Source organism: Microbacterium caowuchunii (assembly GCF_008727755.1).
Classification (GTDB): domain Bacteria; phylum Actinomycetota; class Actinomycetes; order Actinomycetales; family Microbacteriaceae; genus Microbacterium; species Microbacterium caowuchunii.
The window spans coordinates 2879662-2898384 of sequence record NZ_CP044231.1 but is presented as its reverse complement, the minus strand read 5'-3'; the positions used below and the strand labels follow the sequence as shown (position 1 = coordinate 2898384).

Genomic DNA, 18723 nt, shown 5'->3' with positions numbered 1-18723 from the left:
CCCCGCGGGGAGGCGAGCGTTCCGCCGCATGGCAGGCTGGACGGGTGATCACCGACGCGGCCCGCGAGTTCCTGTCCGAATACCACCTGGCGACGCTGTCGACGCTCGGCCGGGACGGCCGCATCCACTCCGTGCCGGTGGGGATCACCTACCGGGACGGCGTCGTGCGGGTGATCGGGTCGCGCGGCACGCAGAAGTTCCGCAACGTCGAGCGCACCGGCCGCGCCAGCGTCAACACCGTGGACGGTGCACGGTGGATCAGCTTCGAGGGACCCGCACGCATCATCGAGGATGCGGAGGCCGTCGACCTCGCCGTCGATCTTTACACCGCCCGCTACCGTGCGCCGCAGCCGAATCCCCAGCGGGTCGTGCTGGAGATCCAGGTCGAGCGGGTGCTCGGCTCGCCCCAGTTCCGCGCCTGACCGGGCCGGGGTCAGACCAGCCCGAAGAGCTGGAGCGGATGGGTCAGCCGCCAGAACGGGCTCGGGTCGTCCACATCGCCGGCCAGGACGAGGTCCACGCTCGCTGCATCCCGCGGCCCCGTCGCGACGAGCGCGCCGACCACGTCGCCCTCGTCGCGGAGGTCGCCGAGCTCGAACGTCGTCTCCACGGACGCGGTGCCGCCGTTCCACAGGACGACCTGCGCGTCGGCGGCCGCCAGGATCGGGACCGCTTCGCCCCACTTGGTCTGCACCTGCCCGACCACGGTGCCCTCGGGCACCGACGGACGTAGCTGCAGCTCCTGCTCGACCTGGGCGAACACGGCGCGCAGCGCCTCGTCCCGGACCTCGCGGTCGGGCTGTCCCAGCATCGCCCCGTAGATCCGCACGGTCGTCTCGCCCACCGTGACGTCCTTCGCCGCGAGCAGGTTGTAGGTGTCCAGCGACCCCGTCTTGATACCGACGACACCGGGATCCGCGAGCAGCGGGTTCGAGTTGCGCACGAGACCGACGCCGGGCAGCTCCGCCTCCGGTGTGCGGACGATCTCGGCGATCACCGGATGGGCCAGCGCACGCTCGCCGAGGGTGAGCAGAGCCTCGGGGGACGCGATGTTGCCGAAGTCGATGCCGGTCGGGTCGGTGATCGTGATCCCGTTGATCCCGTGCTGGGTGAGCCAGGTGTTGGCGGCGCGGGCGAAGACCTCGTCGTTCGGCCAGATCGTGCTCGCGAGGCGGTCCGCGTAGTTGTTCGCCGAGCCCATCAGCACGCCCTGCAGCATCTGGTACTCGGTCAGCGAACCGCCGACCGGGACGTCCAGCGCGGATTCCCCGCGGTCCCGGTAACGCCAGTAGTCCGAACGGTCGGCGGAGGTGAAGCGGAACTCGCGCCCCGCCTCTCCCGGTGCGAGCGGCATCTCCTCGAGGACGAGGAGCGCGGTGACGACCTTCGTGATGCTGGCGATCGACATCGCGTCACCGGTCGAGGCGATCGGGGCGCCCACTCCGGCCACGACGGCCGCCGCGCCCCCCTCCGCGGGCCACGCGCCGACGGCGGCGGGAGCGGGGACGGGCTGGACGGCGATCTGCGCCACCGTCGGGGCGACCGCGTGCAGCGGCCAGAGCAGTGTGGTCGCGCAGTACGCGATGATCACGGCGAGGAAGACCCCGAACGGCACGAGCACGCCCGGCCGCATGGCGGTGCGTCGTGGCGCGCGGCTGAGCAGGTCGGCGGTGACCGGCAGGAAGGCGGGCGTTCCCGACTCCAGCTGCAGGACGTGTGCGCTGCGAGCCGTCAGCGCCTGTTCGTCGACCCAGGCGAGCGGAGGATCGGCCGGAGGGACCACTACGGGGACGGATGCGGGCGCCTCCGGCCGCGGCACCTGGCCGGGGTCGGCGGGCGCTCCGGGGTCTCCGGGATCGGTTCGTGCCGCGGCGGGGGCCTCGGCGTCGTTCCCGGCCGCATCCCGGTCCGCGTCGCCGAGGGCGGCGGCGGCGGTCCGGGCGGGGAGTGCGGATGCGTCGTCGTGGAACGCGAGCTCGACATCGGGGCGCGGCTCCGCCGGGAGGCGCACGGCGCCCGTGCGCAGCGCTCGCCGGGTCGGAGGTGGCGGGTCGGCGACGGTCACCCGCCTACGGTATCGGGCTTCGGCGTTATACTCGGCACGTCAACCACGGGAGTCCGGTGTGCCGGGCTGAGAGGAAGCGAATCCACGCTTCGACCGTCGAACCTGATCTGGGTCATGCCAGCGCAGGAAGGAGTTTCGATGCACACGTCCACGTCCACATCCGCCGCCGCTCCGGTCCGCACGAGGGGGAGCCTGCGCTGGCGGGTCGTCGACATCGTCGTCGCCAGCGTCATCGGCGTCGCGTCCGGCCTGATCTTCCTGCTTTGGAACATCGGCTACCTCGGCCCCAAGGCGCTCCTGGAACCGCTCCTGCCCGGCATGCAGGGACTGCTCGACGGTCCCTGGCTGCTGGCCGGGGTGCTCGGCGCGCTCATCATCCGCAAGCCCGGCGCCGCCGTGTACACGGAGGTGCTCGCGGCCGTGGTCTCCGCACTGATCGGGAACCAGTGGGGAGGCTTCCTCACGCTCGAGGCGGGCCTGGTGCAGGGTCTCGGCGCCGAGCTGATCTTCCTCCTCTTCTTCTACCGTCGGTTCACGCTCCCGGTGGCGATCCTCGCCGGCGCCGGGGCGGCGCTGTTCGGCGGGGTCAACAACCTGCTGCTCTGGTTCGCCGGGGCGGACACGCTGTTCACCGTCGTCTACATGCTCTGCACCGTCGTCTCCGGGGCGGTGCTCGCCGGAGCGCTCGGCTGGCTGCTCGCGCGCGGGCTGGCCGCGACGGGTGCGCTCGACCGCTTCGCCAGCGGGCGCGAAGCGCGCGGGCGCGTCTGAGGGGTGAGCGGACTGCATCCGGCCGCCCTCGAAGCACGCGAGTGGGGATGGCGGCACGCCTCCCGCCGCGCATGGGCTCTGCGGGAGGTGTCGCTGCGCATCCAGCCCGGCGAGCGGGTGCTGCTGCTGGGTGCCTCCGGCGCCGGCAAGTCCACGCTGCTGCACGGGCTGGCCGGCGTCCTCGGCGGAGATGAGGAAGGCGAATCCGCGGGCCGCCTCCTGATCGACGGCGAGGAGGCGTCCGCCGCGCGCGGCCGGGCCGGTCTCGTGCTGCAGGACCCCGATGCGCAGGTGATCCTCGCCCGGGTGGGCGACGACGTCGCGTTCGGCTGTGAGAACCTCGGCGTGCCGCGGGACGAGATCTGGTCGCGCGTCCACGAGGCGCTCGACGCGGTCGATCTGCGGGTGCCCCTCGACCGTCCCACGAAGGCGCTGTCGGGTGGGCAGAAGCAGCGGCTGGCGCTCGCCGGGGTGCTGGCGATGCGTCCGGGAGCGGTGCTCCTGGACGAACCGACCGCGAACCTCGACCCCGCCGGCGTCCTGGAGGTCCGGGATGCGGTGGTGCGCGTCCTCGACGCGACGGGTGCGACGTTCGTCGTGGTCGAGCACCGCATCGACGTGTGGCTCGAGGTCGTCACCCGGGTCATCGTGCTGGGGGAGGCCGGGGTGCTCGCGGACGGTGCGCCGGAGGCGGTGTTCGCCGCCCACGGCGAGGCGCTCGCCGAGCGGGGTGCGTGGGTCCCGGGGCGTCCACCGGTCCATCCCGTCCCGCCGGTCTCCCCGCGCGGCGAGACCCTGCTGTCCGCGACCGCCCTGTCGGTGGGCCGCGTCCGTGGGGTGCCGGTCGCGGGCGGGATCGACATCGAGGTGCGGGCGGGGGAGGTGACCGCGATCACGGGGCCGAACGGGGTGGGCAAATCGACGCTCGGACTCACCCTCGCCGGGCTCCTGCCCCCCGTGGACGGCGTCGTCCGTGCCGCGGACGCGCTCGCCGCCGGCGCGGGTGCGCACCCGGTGTCGTGGCGATCGCGCGAACTGCTCACCCGCATCGGCACGGTCTTCCAGGAGCCCGAGCACCAGCTGCTGTCCACGACGGTGCGCGGCGAGCTCGAGGTGGGTCCGCGGGCCCTCGGTCTGCCGGATGCGGAGCGCACGGCCCGCGTCGACGAGCTGCTCGCCCGGCTGCGCCTGGACGCGCTCGCCGAGGCCAACCCGTACACGCTCTCCGGTGGGGAGAAGCGGCGGGTCACGGTGGGCGCCATGCTCGCCACCCGGCCGCGCGTCCTGGTGCTCGACGAGCCCACGTTCGGACAGGACGCGCGCACCTGGGCGGAGCTGGTGGCGCTGTTCGCCCGGCTGCGCGACGAGGGCTCGGCCCTGGTCGCGATCACCCATGACGAGGAGGTCGTGCGGGCCCTGCACGCCCGCCGCGTCGGCTTGGTCGGTGCCGGGTGACGCTGCTCGACGGGCACGCGCGGGAGGGCCGGTTCGCCCGGGTGAACCCGGTCGCGAAGCTCGCCGCATCCGGGCTCATCGCGATCCCGCTCGTGCTGACCCTCGACGTCGTCTCCGCGGCGACCGCGCTCGTGCTGGAGATGCTGCTGATGCCCTTCGCCGGCGTGCGCTGGCGGGAGTTCTGGGTGCGCACGTGGCCGGTCTGGCTGGCCGCGCCGCTCACCGCCCTCACGATCGCGCTCTACGGGGAGGCGGGCGGCACCGTCCACCTGGAGTGGTTCGTCATCCGGGTCAGCGACGGCTCGCTCGAGCTCGCCGCGGCGACCTTCTTCCGGGTGCTCGCGATCGCCCTTCCCTCGGTCGTGATGTTCCTGACCGTGGACCCGACCGACCTCGCGGACGGGCTCGGGCAGGTGCTGCGGCTTCCGGCACGGTTCGTCATGGGTGCGCTCGCCGGCCTCCGGATGGTGGGACTGTTCATCGACGACTGGCGGGCACTCGAGCTCGCCCGCCGGGCCCGCGGCGTCGCGGACCGTGGCCGCATCCGGCGCCTGTTCGGGATGGCCTTCGCGCTGCTCGTGCTCTCCATCCGCCGCGGCTCGAAGCTCGCCACGGCGATGGAGTCGCGCGGGTTCGGGGCGCCGGGCCGGCGCACCTGGGCGCGGGAGTCGCGCTTCGGGGCGGCGGAGTGGGGGCTGATGCTCATCGGCCTCGCCGTCGCGGGGATCGCGGTCGTGGTGTCGGTGCTCACCGGGAGCTGGAACTTCATCCTCGGCCCGTCCTGATCCCCGCCGGGTGCCGCCGGCGATGGGGGCTCGCGCAGGACGCGCGGCGGCCGGTAGCCTGGATGCTGGTGTGAGTGAAACGCAGTCCCACTGCCGCTGACACTCGATTCCGTCTTCGAAGGAGAGTGAATGGACATCACCGGCACGTCCGCCCTGGTCACCGGCGGCGCGAGTGGACTCGGTTTCGCCACCGCGAGCCGTCTCGCGGCGGCGGGGGCGATCGTCACCATCCTGGACCTCCCCTCCTCCGCGGGGGAGGAGCGCGCGCGGGAGCTCGGCGGCTCGTTCGCCCCGGCCGATGTCACGGATGTCGAGGAGGTCGCGGCAGCGGTCGCCCAGGCCGCGGCGGCGGCGCCGCTCCGGGTCGTCGTGAACTGCGCCGGGATCGCGCCGCCCGCGAAGGTCCTGGACCGTGCGGGAGCGCCCACCCCCCTCGCCGACTTCGAGAAGCTCGTGCGGATCAACCTCATCGGCACCTACAACGTGATCGGGCAGGCCTCCGCGGTGATGGCGGCATCCGACCCGGATCCGGCCGACGGTGATCGCGGCGTCATCGTGAACACCGCCTCCGTCGCGGCCTTCGACGGGCAGATCGGGCAGCCGGCGTACTCGGCCTCGAAGGGCGGCGTGCACGCGATGACCCTGCCGATCGCCCGGGAACTCGCCCGGTACGGCATCCGGGTGTGCACGATCGCCCCGGGCATCATGGAGACGCCCATGCTGAAGGGCCTGCCCCAGGCGGCTCAGGACTCGCTCGGGCAGCAGGTGCCCTACCCGCAGCGGCTCGGCCGGCCGGACGAGTACGCGTCGCTCGTGCTCGAGATCGTCCGCAACGGCTACCTCAACGGCGAGACCATCCGTCTCGACGGCGCGATCCGGATGGCGCCGCGATGAGCGCCGGGCGGCTCGGCGCCATCCCCCGAACCTCCGTTCCGATGAAGGGCGTCACCCGATGAGCGACACGATCCTGCTGCACGTCGAGGCGGGCCTGGCCCGCGTGACCTTCAACCGGCCGGCGCGACTGAACGCCATGGACTTCGAGATGGGCCGGCGCTGGCGCGACGTCGCCCACGAGGTCACCGCCGACCCGTCCGTGGGCGCGGTGATCCTGGATGCCGCCGGTCCCGCGTTCTGTGCGGGCGGCGACGTCGTCATGATGTCCACCTCGGGGGCGGACGGGACGTCGGTCACGGATGCCGCGGACGTCATCCACGAGGGCATCCGCACGTTCGTGGAATCGGACAAGCCGATCGTCGCGGCCGTGCAGGGCGCCGTCGCCGGGGGAGGCCTCGGCCTCATGCTCACGGCGGACTACATCGTCGCCGCCGAGGACGCGAAGTTCGTCAGCCGCTACGCCAACATCGGGCTGACCCCGGACCTCGCCGTCTCGACCCTCCTGCCCCAGGCCGTCGGGCAGCGTCGCGCACTGCAGTTGCTGCTGCAGGATCGGATGCTGAACGCCGCCGAGTCGCTGGAGTGGGGTCTCGTCACGGAGGTGTCGCCGGATCCGGGAGCACGGGCCGAGCAGATCGCGAGGTTCTGGCTGGACGGCGCGACCGCCGCCTACGGGCAGGCGAAGCGGCTCGTCCGCACCGGCGCGGGACGCTCCTTGAACGAGAACCTCGTCGACGAGGCCCGCACCATCGGGGCCGCGTTCGACACCCCCGACGCGCGCGCGCGGATCTCCGCGTTCGCCGCCGCATCCGCCCGCAAGGCCGCATCGAAGGAGTCCTCATGACCGCTCGGACGCTCGCCGGAAAGACCATCCTCCTCTCCGGCGGAAGCCGCGGCATCGGGCTGGCGATCGCCCTGCGTGCCGCCCGCGACGGCGCGAACGTCGCACTGCTGGCGAAGACCGACACCCCGCATCCGAAGCTCGAGGGCACCGTGCACACGGCGGCCGCGGCGATCGAGGAGGCGGGTGGACGGGCGCTGCCCATCGTCGGCGACGTGCGCAACGACGACGACGTGACCGAGGCGGTGCTGAAGACCCAGGGGGAGTTCGGCGGCATCGACATCGTCATCAACAACGCCTCGGTGATCGACCTGTCCGGTTCGCTCGAGCTGTCCATGAAGAAGTACGACCTGATGCAGGACGTCAACGTCCGCGGCACCTTCATGCTGTCCCGTTCGGCCGTGCCGATCCTGAAGGATGCGGAGAACCCGCACATCCTCTCCCTGTCGCCCCCGCTGAACCTGTCGCCGAAGTGGCTCGGTGCGCACACCGGGTACACGCTGGCCAAGTACGGCATGACGATGGCGACGCTCGGGCTCGCGGCCGAGTTCGCCGCCGACGGCATCGCCGCGAACACCCTGTGGCCGCGGACCACGATCGCCACGGCCGCGGTGCGGTTCTCGCTCGGCGGGGAGCGGATGATGCAGGCCAGCCGCACGCCGGAGGTCTACGCGGATGCGGCGTACGAGGTGCTGCTGCGTCCGTCGCGGGAGTACACCGGGCAGACGCTCGTCGTGGAGGACGTGCTCGCCGAGGCGGGGGTGACCGACTTCTCCGGTTACGCCGCCGTGCCCGGCACGCCCGACTCGGAGCTCTTCCCGGACATCTTCCTGGACTGACGCCTCCGCGAGTTCCTGGGCTGGCGCCTCCACGAGACTGCATCCGGGCCACGAGACTGCGCGTGGGCACGTCCGTTTCGTGCTGCGGATGCAGTCTCGCGGGATGAAGGGACGATGCGGACGGCCGGTCAGGGCCGCATGCCCGCCTCGAAGATGTCGACCAGCCGCGGCACCAGTCGCGGGGTCGCGGACCGGATGGCCTCCGGCTGCGGCCGGGTGATCATGCCCATCGCCAGCACGAGTTCGAGCGCGTCCAGATCGGGGCGGACGATTCCGGCATCCTGGGCCACGGAGAGGAGCTCGGCCACGCGGGCGAGCGTGTGCACCTGCGCGTCGCGCACCGGTCCGGAGAGGTCGTCGGCGACGTAGTGGACCAGCGCCTCGGTCAGCGCGCCGAGGTCGAGGTCGACGAGCCGGGTGAAGAACGTGTGCCAGGCCGCTGCCGGGTCCGTCCGGAAATCCGCGAGGGCCTCGACGGCGGCGGATCCCATGTCCGCCAGGATGGCGAGCGCCACCGCGTCGGCCAGCGCGGAGCGGGAGTCGAAGTTGCGATAGAGCGTCGCGATCCCGACCCCCGCCGCCTCGGCGACGCTCTCCAGGGGGACCCCCGCGCCGTGCGCTGCGAACAGCGTGCGTGCCTCGCGGACGATGTTCTCGCGTCGCCGGGTGGCGTCAGATCGCATGGCCTGACCTTCCGTGTGTCTGCATCCATCGTGTCGTGAAAGCCGTCCTCCTGCGACTCACAGCTAAGCGGAGGGATATCCTCCGTACAATGGAGGAAAATCCTCCACTTATCTCCCTCGAATCGGACCCGCCATGACCGTCGTCACCCCCGTCGCCCCCGAAGAACCGGACACCGCCGCCCGGCCCCGCCGCACGCTACCCCCCGTCGCGAAGCTCCTCGCGCTCACGGCCGGACTCGGCATCATCCTCGTGGTCCTGCTGATGCTGTTCATCATGCCCTCGCTCAAGAGCGGCGCCCACGATCTGCCCATCGGACTGGTCGGGTCGCCTTCGGCCGTCGCGCAGGTGGAGGAAGGGCTGGCCACCGCCGCGCCGGACGCCTACGCGACCCGCGCGTACGACAGCGAGGCCGACCTCGAAGCCGCCATCCTCGACCGCGACGTCGTCGGGGGCATCGTCGTGGAAGACGCGGGAGTGCACGCGCTGGTCGCCAGCGCCGGTTCCGCGGTGATCTCCTCGACCATCTCGGCGACCGCGAACGCGCTCGCCGGATCGACCGGCGCCGAGGTCGTCGTCACCGACGTCGTGCCGCTTCCGGATGCGGACCCCACCGGCGTGGGCATCGGCGGCCTGGCCTTCCCGCTCGTCTTCGGCGGCATTGTCCCCGCCGTCGCGTTCCGGAAGGTCTTCTCCCGCAGCCTCCCCTGGGCCGTCGGCGGCATCCTCGCCTTCGCCGCCGTCGGCGGGATCACCGTGTCCGCCGTGCTCATGTTCGTCTTCGGCAGCATCACGACGGGGTTCTGGTCCGTGGCCGCCGCCATGGCGCTCGGGATCGCGGCACTCGCCCTTCCGCTCGCGGGTCTGCAGGAGGTCTTCGGGGGCAAGGGCTTCACGATCGGTGCGATGGCGATGATGTTCCTCGGGAACCCGCTCGCCGGCATCTCGACCACGGCGGCCTGGCTGCCCTCCGGACTCGGTGTGATCGGTCAGATCCTCCCGCCCGGTGCCGCCGGCACGCTCGTGCGCTCCGTCGCCTACTTCGGCGGGGCGGGCGGTCTCACCGCGGGGCTCACCCTCATTGCGTGGGTGGTCGCCGGGCTCGCGCTGCTGGCGCTCGGTATCGTGCGGACCCGCCGCCGGGCCCTTCCGGCGGCCTGACCCCCGCGCCCTTCCCGCGCCCGCCCCCCTTCCCGCCCCCCTTCCCGCCTCCTTCCCGCGAGACTGCACGCGCAGCACGAGACAGACGTAACCACGCGCTGTCTCGTGCTCACCGTGCAGTCTCGCGGTGCGAAACGGGGCGTCAGCCGGCGCTGCCGGTGAACAGCAGAGCCCCGCCGAGGCCGATGATCATGCCGCCGCCGGTCGCGCTGAGGGTCTCGATCCGTTTCGGAGACCGCGCGAACCATCCGCGCGCCGCGCCGGCCAGCAGTGCCCACGCGGCGTCCGAGACCAGCGCGAACACCAGGAAGACCAGGCCGAGCTCCAGCATCTGCAGCGGGATCCATCCGGCGGCCGGATCCACGAACTGCGGGAGCACGGCGACGAAGAACGCGATCGTCTTCGGGTTGGTCACGCCGACGACGAACCCCTCCAGCAGCTGACGTCCGTGCGAACGGGGCGGGATGCCGCCGGCGGCGGCGCGGGTCGACCGCTTGCGGTGCCGGATCGCCTGCACGCCGAGGAAGACGAGGTACCCGGCGCCCGCCACCTTCACGACGGTGAACAGCACCTCCGACTGCGCGACGACCGCGCCGAGTCCGAAGGCGACCGCAAGGACGAGCGGGATCTGACCGAGGACCCCGCCGACCACGCTGAGCAGACCGCCGAGCCGCCCCAGTGCCAGCGAGCGGCCGATCACGAACAGCACGCCCGGGCCCGGGATGACGATGATCACGATCGCCGCGAGGGCGAACGCGAGCAGGTTCTCGAGCGGGACCACGAGCACACCATAGTGCGGTGCCCGTGGGGCGACTGCCCGCCGCACGTCCACCTGGCGCACAGGTGGAGCCTCTTAGCCTGGTCCGATGTCCATTTCCGAACACCGCCCGGGCCGGTTCGGCTCCGACGGCCGTGTCGTCCTGGAAGACCCCCGCGACGAGGAACCCCTGTACCTCAGCGATGTCCGCGAGGACCGCGACGCGGGGGACGAGCGCCCGGACGACGGATCCGCCGCGCCGGACGACGGACCCGGGGAAACGGACGCTGACGCCGGGGGCACCGACGCCGACCCCGAGAGCACGGACGGCGAGCCCACGGGCGCCGACCCCGACACCGAGCCCGCCCGCCCGCGGACCCGGGCAGCCCGCACGGGCCGCCCGCGCCGGCGCATGCCGCTGTCCCGCCGTCTCGCGATCCTCGGTGGCGCCGACGGCGAGGTGCTCGACGACGTGCCGGTGGAGACTCCGCGGTTCGTGCAGATGTTCTTCGTGCTCGCCGGCACCGCGCTGGTCTCCGCCCTGTCGATGGTGTTCGCGCTGATCACGGGCGTGCGCATCTCGCTCTGGCTGGCGTTGCCGCTCGCGATCGTGTGGGCGCTGATCATCTTCAACCTGGACCGCTTCCTCACCTCCACGATGCGCGCGACGCGCAGTGTGTGGCGGCTGCTCGGGCTCGCCCTGCCGCGCGTCGTCATGGCCGCCCTCATCGGCATCGTGGTCGCCGAGCCGCTCGTCCTGCAGATCTTCCACAACGACATCGCCCGCGAGGTGACCTCGGTGAACGTCAGCCAGGCGCTCGCGGATCAGGATGCGGTCACGAGCGGCCCCGAGAAGCAGGCGCTGGATGCCGCATCCGAACGGCTGAGTGCGCTGGAGAACCAGGCCGCCACCGGGATCGTGGCGGGCACCTCCAGCACGTCGTCCGAATCGGCCGCCGCGCAGCAGAGCGTGGATCAGCTCACCGCCCAGCTGGCCGCCCAGCAGGGCGTGATCGATCAGGCGCGCGCCGTGTACCAGTGCGAGCTCACCGGTGAGGGCGCCGGGACGGTGCCCGGCTGCACCGGTGTGCAGGGCGCGGGGGCGAGTTCCGACGCCGCCGAGTCGCAGCTCGCCCGTGCCCAGGAGTCCTACGACGACCTGGCCGCCCAGTTGCAGCAGGCGACCGCGGCCCTCAACGCCGCCAACGCGGCGGGGACGGACGCCGCAGCGGCCTCGGCGACGCAGAACAAACAGCAGGCCGAGGACCAGCTGCCCGCGGCACGCGAGCAGTACGACGCGGCGCTGGCCGCCTACAACGAACGGTCCTCCGCCGTCGCGGACACGAACGCCGGGGCGATGGGGATGCTGAGCCAGATCACGGCGCTCGAGCGCCTGTCGCAGCGCGAGCCCGTCCTCGCCTGGGCGCACTGGCTGATCGCCGCGCTGTTCTTCATGATCGAGCTCCTCCCCGTGCTCGTGAAGGTGCTCACCAGCTACGGGGACCCGTCGCTCTACGAGAAGGCGGACGCGCTCCGCCGGCAGGTGGCGCTCGACCGGGTCAAGGCCCGCACCTGGCGGGAGCGCGCCGCGATCGTCACCGGTCCGGGCGCGGGCTGACCTCGGTGAGCAGCGCGCACCGGGATGCGCGCTCCTCACGGCCGGGCGCGGTGCTGCCGCTACGGTAGCGGTGTGTCCCTCGATCCCCGCCCATGCCGGAGCTGACCGCGCTCGGCTGGGGGGCCCTGGGGCTCGCCGCGCTGGTGATCGGACTCTCGAAGGCAGCTCTCCCGGGTGCGGGCACGGTCGCCGTCGCCCTGTTCGCGGCGGTGCTTCCCGCGAAGCAGTCGACCGGCACCATCCTGCTGCTCCTGATCGTCGGCGACATGTTCGCGCTCTGGGCGTATCGTCGGCACGCCGACCTGCGTGCCCTCGTCCGGCTCATTCCGGCCGTCGTCGCCGGGCTGCTGGTGGGTGTCGTGTTCCTCTCGTTCGCGGGGGACGACCTCGTCCGCCGCGTGATCGGCGTGTTGCTCCTGGGCGTCGTGGGCGTGACCCTCTGGCGGCGGCGCGCGACCCCGGCCGGCGACCCACGACCGCATCCGATCGCGGCCGCGGTCTACGGCACGCTCGGCGGGTTCACGACCATGGTGGCCAATGCCGCGGGACCCGTGATGTCGATGTACTTCCTGTCGATGCGTTTCCCGGTGAAGGCGTTCCTCGGCACCGCGGCCTGGTTCTTCGCGGTCGTCAACATCACGAAGGTGCCGTTTGCGGCCGGCCTCGGCCTGATCACGCCTCCGGGGCTGCTGATCGTGGCGGTGCTCGTCCCGGTCGTCGTCGCCGGCGCGCTCGTCGGTCGGCGGATCGCGACCCGCATCCCCCAGCAGCTCTTCGAGCGCCTGGTCATCGCCGTCACCGTCCTCGGCGCCGTGTACCTGCTGCTCCCGTTCTGAGTGCGCGCCGCATCCGTCGCGCCCCGGGGGACGGCCGTCGGTCAGAGCCGTTTGCGCAGGTAGACCTCCTCGATGCCGTCGCCGGTCGCGACCCGCTCCGTCTCCACATAGCCCTCGCGCGTGTACAGGCGCAGGTTCGCCTCGCTCAGCGAACCGGTGAACAGCTCCGCCTCGGTGCATCCCTGCTCACGGCCGCGCTCCTCGACGGCCCCCAGGAGTGCGGAGCCCACACCCTCACCCTGCACGTCGGGCGCGATCGCGATACGGCCGATCAGCAGCAGCGAACCGTCGTGCCGAGCCCGCACGACGCCCACCATGCGCGGCCCGATGTGGGCGACGCATCCGTCGTTCTCGATCAGCTCCGCCTCGACGGCCGCGAGCGTCTGGGTGAACGCGGGCATCTCGACGGATCCGTAGATCTGAGCCTCCTGCACGAAGGCAGCCCGCTGCAGGGTCAGCACTTCGCCCGCGTCATCCGGACGGACGGGTCGGATCCTCACGTTGCTCACGTCGGCCACGGTATCGCCGGCCGGCGGACACGCATCCGGTCTTGACTCGGCACGCCCCGCCGATGAAGCCCGCGAGACTGCAGGCAAACCACGAGACGGACGTTCTCACGCGCAGTCTCGTGCTCACTATGCAGTCTCGCGGGAAAGGAGTCGGGGGGAGAGGGGGAGAGGGGGAGGGGGCGGGGGCACCGGGGCGGCACTCAGATCCCTCGTCTACCCTGGAAGCATGACCGAAGCCTCTCCCGTGCGCGCCACCACGCCCCGCCAGGTGCGCCCGGCGACCGAGGGCTGGTCGCAGAAGAAGGACACCGAGGGCCGCCCGCTCCTGCAGTTCGCGAGCCCAAAGCGCGGGAAGCCGCCCGTGCACCTCGCCGACCTCACCCCCGAGCAGCGCGTCGAGAAGGTGAAGGAGCTGGGGCTCCCCGGCTTCCGCGCCGCCCAGCTCGAGAAGCACTACTTCACGCACTACACGTCCGACCCCGCCCTCATGACGGACCTCCCGGCCGCGAGCCGCGAGGAGCTCGTCGCGGGCATGCTGCCGCAGCTGCTCACCGAAGTGCGCACCCTCAAGACCGACCGCGGCGACACGATCAAGTTCCTCTGGAAGCTGCACGACGGCGCTCTCGTCGAGTCCGTCCTCATGCGCTACCCCGGCCGGATCACGCTCTGCGTCTCGAGCCAGGCCGGATGCGGCATGAACTGCCCCTTCTGCGCGACCGGCCAGGCGGGACTGACCCGGAACATGTCCGCGGCCGAGATCGTCGAGCAGATCGTGCGGGCCAACCGCATCATCCGCGACGGCGGATTGGGGCCGGCTGAGCACCCGGACGAGCGCGTCACCAACATCGTCTTCATGGGGATGGGCGAGCCGCTCGCGAACTACGCCCGGGTGATGCAGGCGATCCGCGTGATGACCGACCAGAAGCACGGTCTCGGTATGAGCGCCCGAGGGATCACGGTCTCGACCGTGGGTCTCGTGCCCGCCATCCGCAAGCTCGCCGAGGAGGACATCCCGGTGACCTTCGCGCTGTCGCTGCACGCCCCCGACGACCACCTGCGCGACGAGCTCATCCCGGTGAACTCGCGCTGGAAGGTCGACGAGGCCCTCGACGCCGCCCGCAACTACTTCGAGAAGACCGGTCGCCGCGTCTCGATCGAGTACGCCCTCATCAAGGACATGAACGACCACGGATGGCGCGCCGACCTGCTCGCGGAGAAGCTCAACGCCCGCGGCCGCGGCTGGGTGCACGTGAACCCCATCCCCCTGAACCCGACCCCCGGGTCGATCTGGACCGCCTCCGAGACCGCCGTGCAGCGGGAGTTCGTGCGCCGGCTCAACGACGCCGGCATCCCGACCACCCTGCGCGACACCCGCGGCAAGGAGATCGACGGTGCCTGCGGCCAGCTGGTCGCCACGGCCGAGGATGAGGCGCAGGCCGCCGACACCCCCCTAGGCTCGGACCACAGCTAGCGCGCCCCGCGCGCCGACCGAGGGGGACGGATGCCGGCGATCATCTGGTACGCGATCATTGCGATCGTCTTCGCAGGAGGCGCCGCCTGGGTGTCCCGGCGGGTCCTGGACACGCCGATCGGATGGGTGCGTTCGGTCCTGACCGGGCTCGTCGTGTTCGTGGCGGGGACGCCGCTGGCGGTGTGGGCCCTGCAGTCCGCCGACGTCCTCGACGAGGGCGGGGTCGTCGCCGTCGACGACGCGCTCGCCGCGCTCTTCCTCGCCCTCACCGTGGGATGGATGTTCGCGGTCGTCGTGGTGGCGATCGTCACGCTGGAGTTCCTCTGGCCCACCCGGCCGATGCGCAACCCGATCGTCGTCTTCCGGGAGATGTTCCGGCGGCGCGACCGGGCCCGCCGTTATGCCCAGATCCTCGCGATCGCCTCCCGGCACGGTCTCGGCATCGTGCGCCGGCACCGCTCGGGAGCAGGCGACGACCTGCCCGGTGCCCTCGTCGGGGCGTTGAACGAGGCCGGCGTCACCTTCATCAAGATCGGTCAGGTGCTGTCCTCGCGGGACGATGTGCTGCCCCCGGAGCTGACCACCGCGCTGTCCACGCTGCAGATGCAGACGACACCCATCCCGTGGTCGGAGGCGAGGGCCGCGATCGAGGCCCAGCTGCACCGGCCGCTCGAGGAGGTGTTCGCGTACGTCGACGAGACCCCGCTCGCGGCCGCCTCGGTCGCGCAGGTGCACGCGGCGACGCTGCGCACCGGCGAGGAGGTCGTGATCAAGATCCAGCGGCCGAACGCACGGGCGCAGGCGACGACCGACCTCGACATCATCGAACGACTCGCGGCGGATGCGGAGCGGCGCACCGATTGGGGCCGGGAGTACGGCGCGGCGGCGCTCGCCGCGGAGTTCTCCCGTGCGCTCCGGGAGGAGCTGGACTACCGCATCGAGGCGGCGAACACCGAGATGCTGCGCAGCGCGGTCGCCCGGTCCGAGTCTGCCCACGTGCGCATCCCGGCGGTCTACCCGGCCTACAGCACGGCGCAGATGCTCGTCCAGGAGCGAGCGGCGGGCGTCCCCCTGAGCACCTTCGACGCCTCCACCCTCGATCCTGAGGACGCCACGCGGATCGCCGACGGACTGCTGGATGCGGTGTTCGAGCAGATCGCGGTGCTCGGCGTCTTCCACGCCGATCTCCATCCGGGCAACGTGCAGCTCGCCGAGGACGGCACGATCACCCTCATCGACTTCGGCGCCGTCGGCGTGGTGGAGAAGAGCCTGCGACGGATGCTGCTGCCGCTGCTGGTCGCCATGGCCAACGAGGACGACGTGGCCGCCACCGATGTCGTGCTGCTCGTCGTCCCCGCCCCCGAGCTGAGCCCCGCCGAGCAGGCCTCGCTGCAGCACGACATCGGCGTCATCCTGACCCGCATCCACAACGCACGCGGCGACGAGAACATCTTCCGCGCGCTCATCGACGTCCTGCGCCGCCACCGGCTCGCCCTCCCGCCGTCGCTCCTGCTGGTCTTTCGCACCCTGGCGTCGCTCGAGGGGTCGCTGCGGCGCATCCGGCCCGGTTACGACATGGTCGGACGGGCGCTCGAGCGCGCGCCGCACTTCGCGCGTCGTCTCGTCTCACCGGAGTCGCTCGTCATGCTCGCCCAAACCGAGGCCGCCATCGTGGGCGAGCAGTTGCGGCGGGCGCCCCGGCGCATCGAGGCACTGGCGCGGCAGCTCGAAGGGGGGACGTTCTCGATGCGCATGAACGCCTTCGAGGACAGCGGGGAGCGGTCCTGGATCGAGGTGCTCGTGGGCCGGCTCACCACGACGCTCGTGGGCATCGCGCTGGTGATCGCCGCGGTCGTCCTGGGCGTCTCCGTCGAGGGCCCGGAACTCACCCCGGACGTGCCCTTCTACCCGTTCCTCGGCTCCCTCGTCGGCCTCGGCGGGCTGCTCCTGCTCCTGCGCAGCCTGCGCGAGGCGTTCGCACGCCGCCAGTCCGGCCGGTGAGTGGAACCGGGAACTACCTGTCGGTACGCGCCCCCGGAGCTCGGTGCGCGCAACAGGCTGACAGGATGAACCCATGACGGACGCAGTCGTGCGGGTCGAAGACCTGCACAAGACCTATCGCGGCGGATTCGAAGCGCTCCGCGGGGTGAGCTTCGAGATCCAGCGCGGGGAGACGTTCGCCCTCCTCGGGCCCAACGGCGCCGGCAAGAGCACCACGATCGAGATCCTCGAGGGGTACCGGAACCGCAGCGGCGGCACGGTCGACGTGCTGGGCTCGGACCCCCACCACGGCGGGCTGGAATGGAAGTCCCGGCTCGGCATCGTGCTGCAGAACACGGGCGAGGCGCCCGTCGCGACGGTGCGCGAGCTGCTCTCCCACTTCGCCGGGTTCTATCCGAACCCGCGCAACGTCGACGACGTGATCGAAGCCGTCGGCCTCGCAGCGAAGGCGAAGACCAGCGTGCGGAAGCTCTCCGGCGGGCAGCGGCGCCGGGTGGATGTCGCCCTCGGCATCATCGGCAACCCCGAGCTGCTGTTCCTCGACGAGCCCACGACGGGGTTCGACCCCGAGGCGCGCCGCCACTTCTGGGATGTCATCCGGGGCCTCCAGGCCGAGGGGACCACGATCATCCTCACGACGCACTACCTGGACGAGGCGGCGGCACTGGCCGAGCGCGCGGCGATCATCGTCGCGGGGAGGCTCGTGGCGCTCGGTGCCATCGGTGAGATCGGCGGCGCCGACGCACGCGTACCGATCGTGCGCTGGCGCGAGGACGGCAGGGTGTTCGAGGAGCGCACGGAACGGCCCGGCGAATTCGTCGCCGCGCTCGTCGCGCGCGGACCGGTGGAACCGGACCGGCTCGAGATCGTCCGGCCGAGCCTCGAGGACATCTATCTCTCCTTCCTCACCGATGCCGAGACCGCGACGCCTCTGCAGGGAGCCACCGCATGACGGCCACCGACGCGCGACCGGTCGCCGCATCCGCCCGGACGGCGTCCTTCGGCCTCTCGCACACTCTTCGCCTGGGTGCTTCCCGCATCGGTTACGAGGTGCGCTCGTACTTCCGGCAGAGCGACTCGGTGTTCTTCACATTCCTGTTCCCCGTCGTGCTGCTGCTCATCTTCTCCGTCGCCTTCAGCACCCAGAACTTCGGCGGCCCCGGCGACGAACTGAGCGCGGCCGCGTTCTACCTGCCCGGGATGGTCGCGGCGGGGCTGCTCCTCTCCGGCGTGCAGAACATGGCCGTGGACATCGCGATGGAGCGCAGCGACGGGACCCTCAAGCGGCTCGGCGGCACGCCGCTCGGCCCCGTCGCCTACTTCATCGGCAAGCTCGGGATGGTGCTGATCACCGGGTTGCTGCAGGCGGCACTGCTCATCGCCGTGGCGGCGTTGGCCTTCGGCGTGGAGCTCCCCAGCGAACCGGAGAAGTGGCTCACCTTCGCCTGGGTGTTCCTGCTCGGTGTGACCACCTGCGCCATCCTCGGGATCGCGTTGAGCTCCCTGCCGCGCTCCGGCCGTAGCGCCACGGCCGTCGTCATCCCGATCGTGCTCGTCCTGCAGTTCATCTCCGGGGTCTTCATCCAGTTCTCGGCTCTGCCGTCCTGGCTGCAGACGGTCGCGAGCGTCTTCCCGCTGCGCTGGCTGGCCCAGGGGATGCAGTCGGTGTTCCTGCCCGACTCGTTCGCCTCCATGACCCCGAGCGGCACGTGGGACTACGAGCTCATCCTCCTCGTGACCGGGATCTGGCTCGTCGCGGGACTGGTGCTCGCCCGGGTCACCTTCCGCTGGATCCGCAAGGACGCCTGAACGCCGCGTCCGGCGACCCGCGGATGCGGCGGCTGTCGGCGGCGGGCGTCTCATTTCCGTCTCGGTTCTTTATTCACGGCCACTCGCTCAGCCGGAAGGCGACCCTGGATTTACACTGAGGGAAGCCAGCGCCCTCCGGGCACGAACTGACCCCCCCCACCCGTACGGGACCTCCTCGGAGATCCCTCAGGATTCCCCTACTCGCGCGGACCCGACCGCGCAGTACGATC

18 protein-coding genes and 1 riboswitch are annotated in these 18723 nt (G+C 71.8%); of the genes, 14 read left to right on the top strand and 4 right to left on the bottom strand.

Going from position 1 to position 18723, the window contains the following annotated elements; genetic code table 11:
- Positions 1-44: 44 nt before the first annotated feature.
- Positions 45-422: a PPOX class F420-dependent oxidoreductase gene (locus tag F6J84_RS13665; RefSeq protein ID WP_150974343.1), complete on the top strand. Its 378-nt coding sequence runs from the start codon at positions 45-47 to the stop codon at positions 420-422.
- 11 nt (positions 423-433) lie between these two features.
- Here F6J84_RS13665 and F6J84_RS13660 read toward each other — a convergent pair whose 3' ends face one another.
- The gene (locus F6J84_RS13660; protein WP_150974342.1) at positions 434-2065 is read right to left on the bottom strand and encodes a D-alanyl-D-alanine carboxypeptidase family protein; all 1632 of its coding nucleotides are present in this window, start codon (positions 2063-2065) and stop codon (positions 434-436) included.
- Between the two features lie 35 nt (positions 2066-2100).
- Positions 2101-2213: riboswitch (TPP riboswitch) on the top strand.
- Here F6J84_RS13660 and F6J84_RS13655 point away from each other — a divergent pair.
- From F6J84_RS13655 to F6J84_RS13630, 6 genes are all read left to right on the top strand, one after another.
- Entirely contained in the window at positions 2204-2836 is a 633-nt protein-coding gene (locus F6J84_RS13655) for an ECF transporter S component (RefSeq protein WP_150893871.1), read from the top strand. Its footprint overlaps the riboswitch before it by 10 nt.
- Positions 2837-2914: 78 nt before the next feature.
- Positions 2915-4291 carry an ABC transporter ATP-binding protein gene (locus F6J84_RS13650; RefSeq protein WP_150974839.1) on the top strand — a complete coding sequence of 459 codons (1377 nt, stop codon included), beginning with the start codon at positions 2915-2917 and terminating at the stop codon, positions 4289-4291.
- Positions 4288-5076: an energy-coupling factor transporter transmembrane component T family protein gene (locus F6J84_RS13645; protein ID WP_150974341.1), complete on the top strand. Its 789-nt coding sequence runs from the start codon at positions 4288-4290 to the stop codon at positions 5074-5076. The genes F6J84_RS13650 and F6J84_RS13645 overlap by 4 nt, the downstream gene beginning before the upstream one ends.
- Before the next feature lie 129 nt (positions 5077-5205).
- Positions 5206-5970 carry an SDR family NAD(P)-dependent oxidoreductase gene (locus tag F6J84_RS13640; RefSeq protein ID WP_150974340.1) on the top strand — a complete coding sequence of 255 codons (765 nt, stop codon included), beginning with the start codon at positions 5206-5208 and terminating at the stop codon, positions 5968-5970.
- A 58-nt stretch (positions 5971-6028) separates the two neighbouring features.
- Positions 6029-6814, top strand: coding sequence for an enoyl-CoA hydratase/isomerase family protein (locus tag F6J84_RS13635; RefSeq protein ID WP_150974339.1), 786 nt, complete (start codon positions 6029-6031; stop codon positions 6812-6814).
- The gene (locus F6J84_RS13630; protein ID WP_150893879.1) at positions 6811-7650 is read left to right on the top strand and encodes an SDR family oxidoreductase; all 840 of its coding nucleotides are present in this window, start codon (positions 6811-6813) and stop codon (positions 7648-7650) included. The genes F6J84_RS13635 and F6J84_RS13630 overlap by 4 nt, the downstream gene beginning before the upstream one ends.
- Positions 7651-7778: 128 nt before the next feature.
- Here the strand turns inward: F6J84_RS13630 and F6J84_RS13625 are convergent, their stop codons facing one another.
- Complete coding sequence (locus F6J84_RS13625) at positions 7779-8333, bottom strand: TetR/AcrR family transcriptional regulator (protein WP_150893881.1); 555 nt, start codon at positions 8331-8333, stop codon at positions 7779-7781.
- Between the two features lie 133 nt (positions 8334-8466).
- Between F6J84_RS13625 and F6J84_RS13620 the strand changes: the two genes are divergently transcribed.
- Positions 8467-9492 carry a hypothetical protein gene (locus F6J84_RS13620; protein ID WP_202980453.1) on the top strand — a complete coding sequence of 342 codons (1026 nt, stop codon included), beginning with the start codon at positions 8467-8469 and terminating at the stop codon, positions 9490-9492.
- A 142-nt stretch (positions 9493-9634) separates the two neighbouring features.
- On the opposite strand, the gene F6J84_RS13615 is transcribed toward F6J84_RS13620, so the two are convergent.
- Entirely contained in the window at positions 9635-10273 is a 639-nt protein-coding gene (locus F6J84_RS13615) for a LysE family translocator (protein WP_150974338.1), read from the bottom strand.
- A gap of 85 nt (positions 10274-10358) precedes the next feature.
- Here F6J84_RS13615 and F6J84_RS13610 point away from each other — a divergent pair, with 85 nt between their 5' ends.
- Complete coding sequence (locus tag F6J84_RS13610) at positions 10359-11867, top strand: DUF4407 domain-containing protein (RefSeq protein WP_150974337.1); 1509 nt, start codon at positions 10359-10361, stop codon at positions 11865-11867.
- 92 nt (positions 11868-11959) lie between these two features.
- Entirely contained in the window at positions 11960-12703 is a 744-nt protein-coding gene (locus tag F6J84_RS13605) for a sulfite exporter TauE/SafE family protein (RefSeq protein WP_150974336.1), read from the top strand.
- A gap of 41 nt (positions 12704-12744) precedes the next feature.
- Here F6J84_RS13605 and F6J84_RS13600 read toward each other — a convergent pair whose 3' ends face one another.
- On the bottom strand, positions 12745-13212 hold the full coding sequence (locus F6J84_RS13600; protein WP_150974335.1) for a GNAT family N-acetyltransferase: 468 nt from the start codon (positions 13210-13212) through the stop codon (positions 12745-12747).
- Between the two features lie 226 nt (positions 13213-13438).
- Between F6J84_RS13600 and rlmN the strand changes: the two genes are divergently transcribed.
- The 4 genes from rlmN (at position 13439) to F6J84_RS13580 (ending at position 18493) form a co-directional block, all read left to right on the top strand.
- The gene (rlmN, locus tag F6J84_RS13595; protein WP_150974334.1) at positions 13439-14683 is read left to right on the top strand and encodes a dual-specificity RNA methyltransferase RlmN; all 1245 of its coding nucleotides are present in this window, start codon (positions 13439-13441) and stop codon (positions 14681-14683) included.
- A 30-nt stretch (positions 14684-14713) separates the two neighbouring features.
- Entirely contained in the window at positions 14714-16684 is a 1971-nt protein-coding gene (locus tag F6J84_RS13590) for an ABC1 kinase family protein (protein WP_150974333.1), read from the top strand.
- A 73-nt stretch (positions 16685-16757) separates the two neighbouring features.
- On the top strand, positions 16758-17636 hold the full coding sequence (locus tag F6J84_RS13585; protein WP_150974332.1) for an ABC transporter ATP-binding protein: 879 nt from the start codon (positions 16758-16760) through the stop codon (positions 17634-17636).
- Positions 17633-18493 carry an ABC transporter permease gene (locus F6J84_RS13580; protein ID WP_150974331.1) on the top strand — a complete coding sequence of 287 codons (861 nt, stop codon included), beginning with the start codon at positions 17633-17635 and terminating at the stop codon, positions 18491-18493. Before F6J84_RS13585 ends, F6J84_RS13580 begins: the two co-directional genes overlap by 4 nt.
- The last annotated feature ends 230 nt before the right edge of the window (positions 18494-18723 follow it).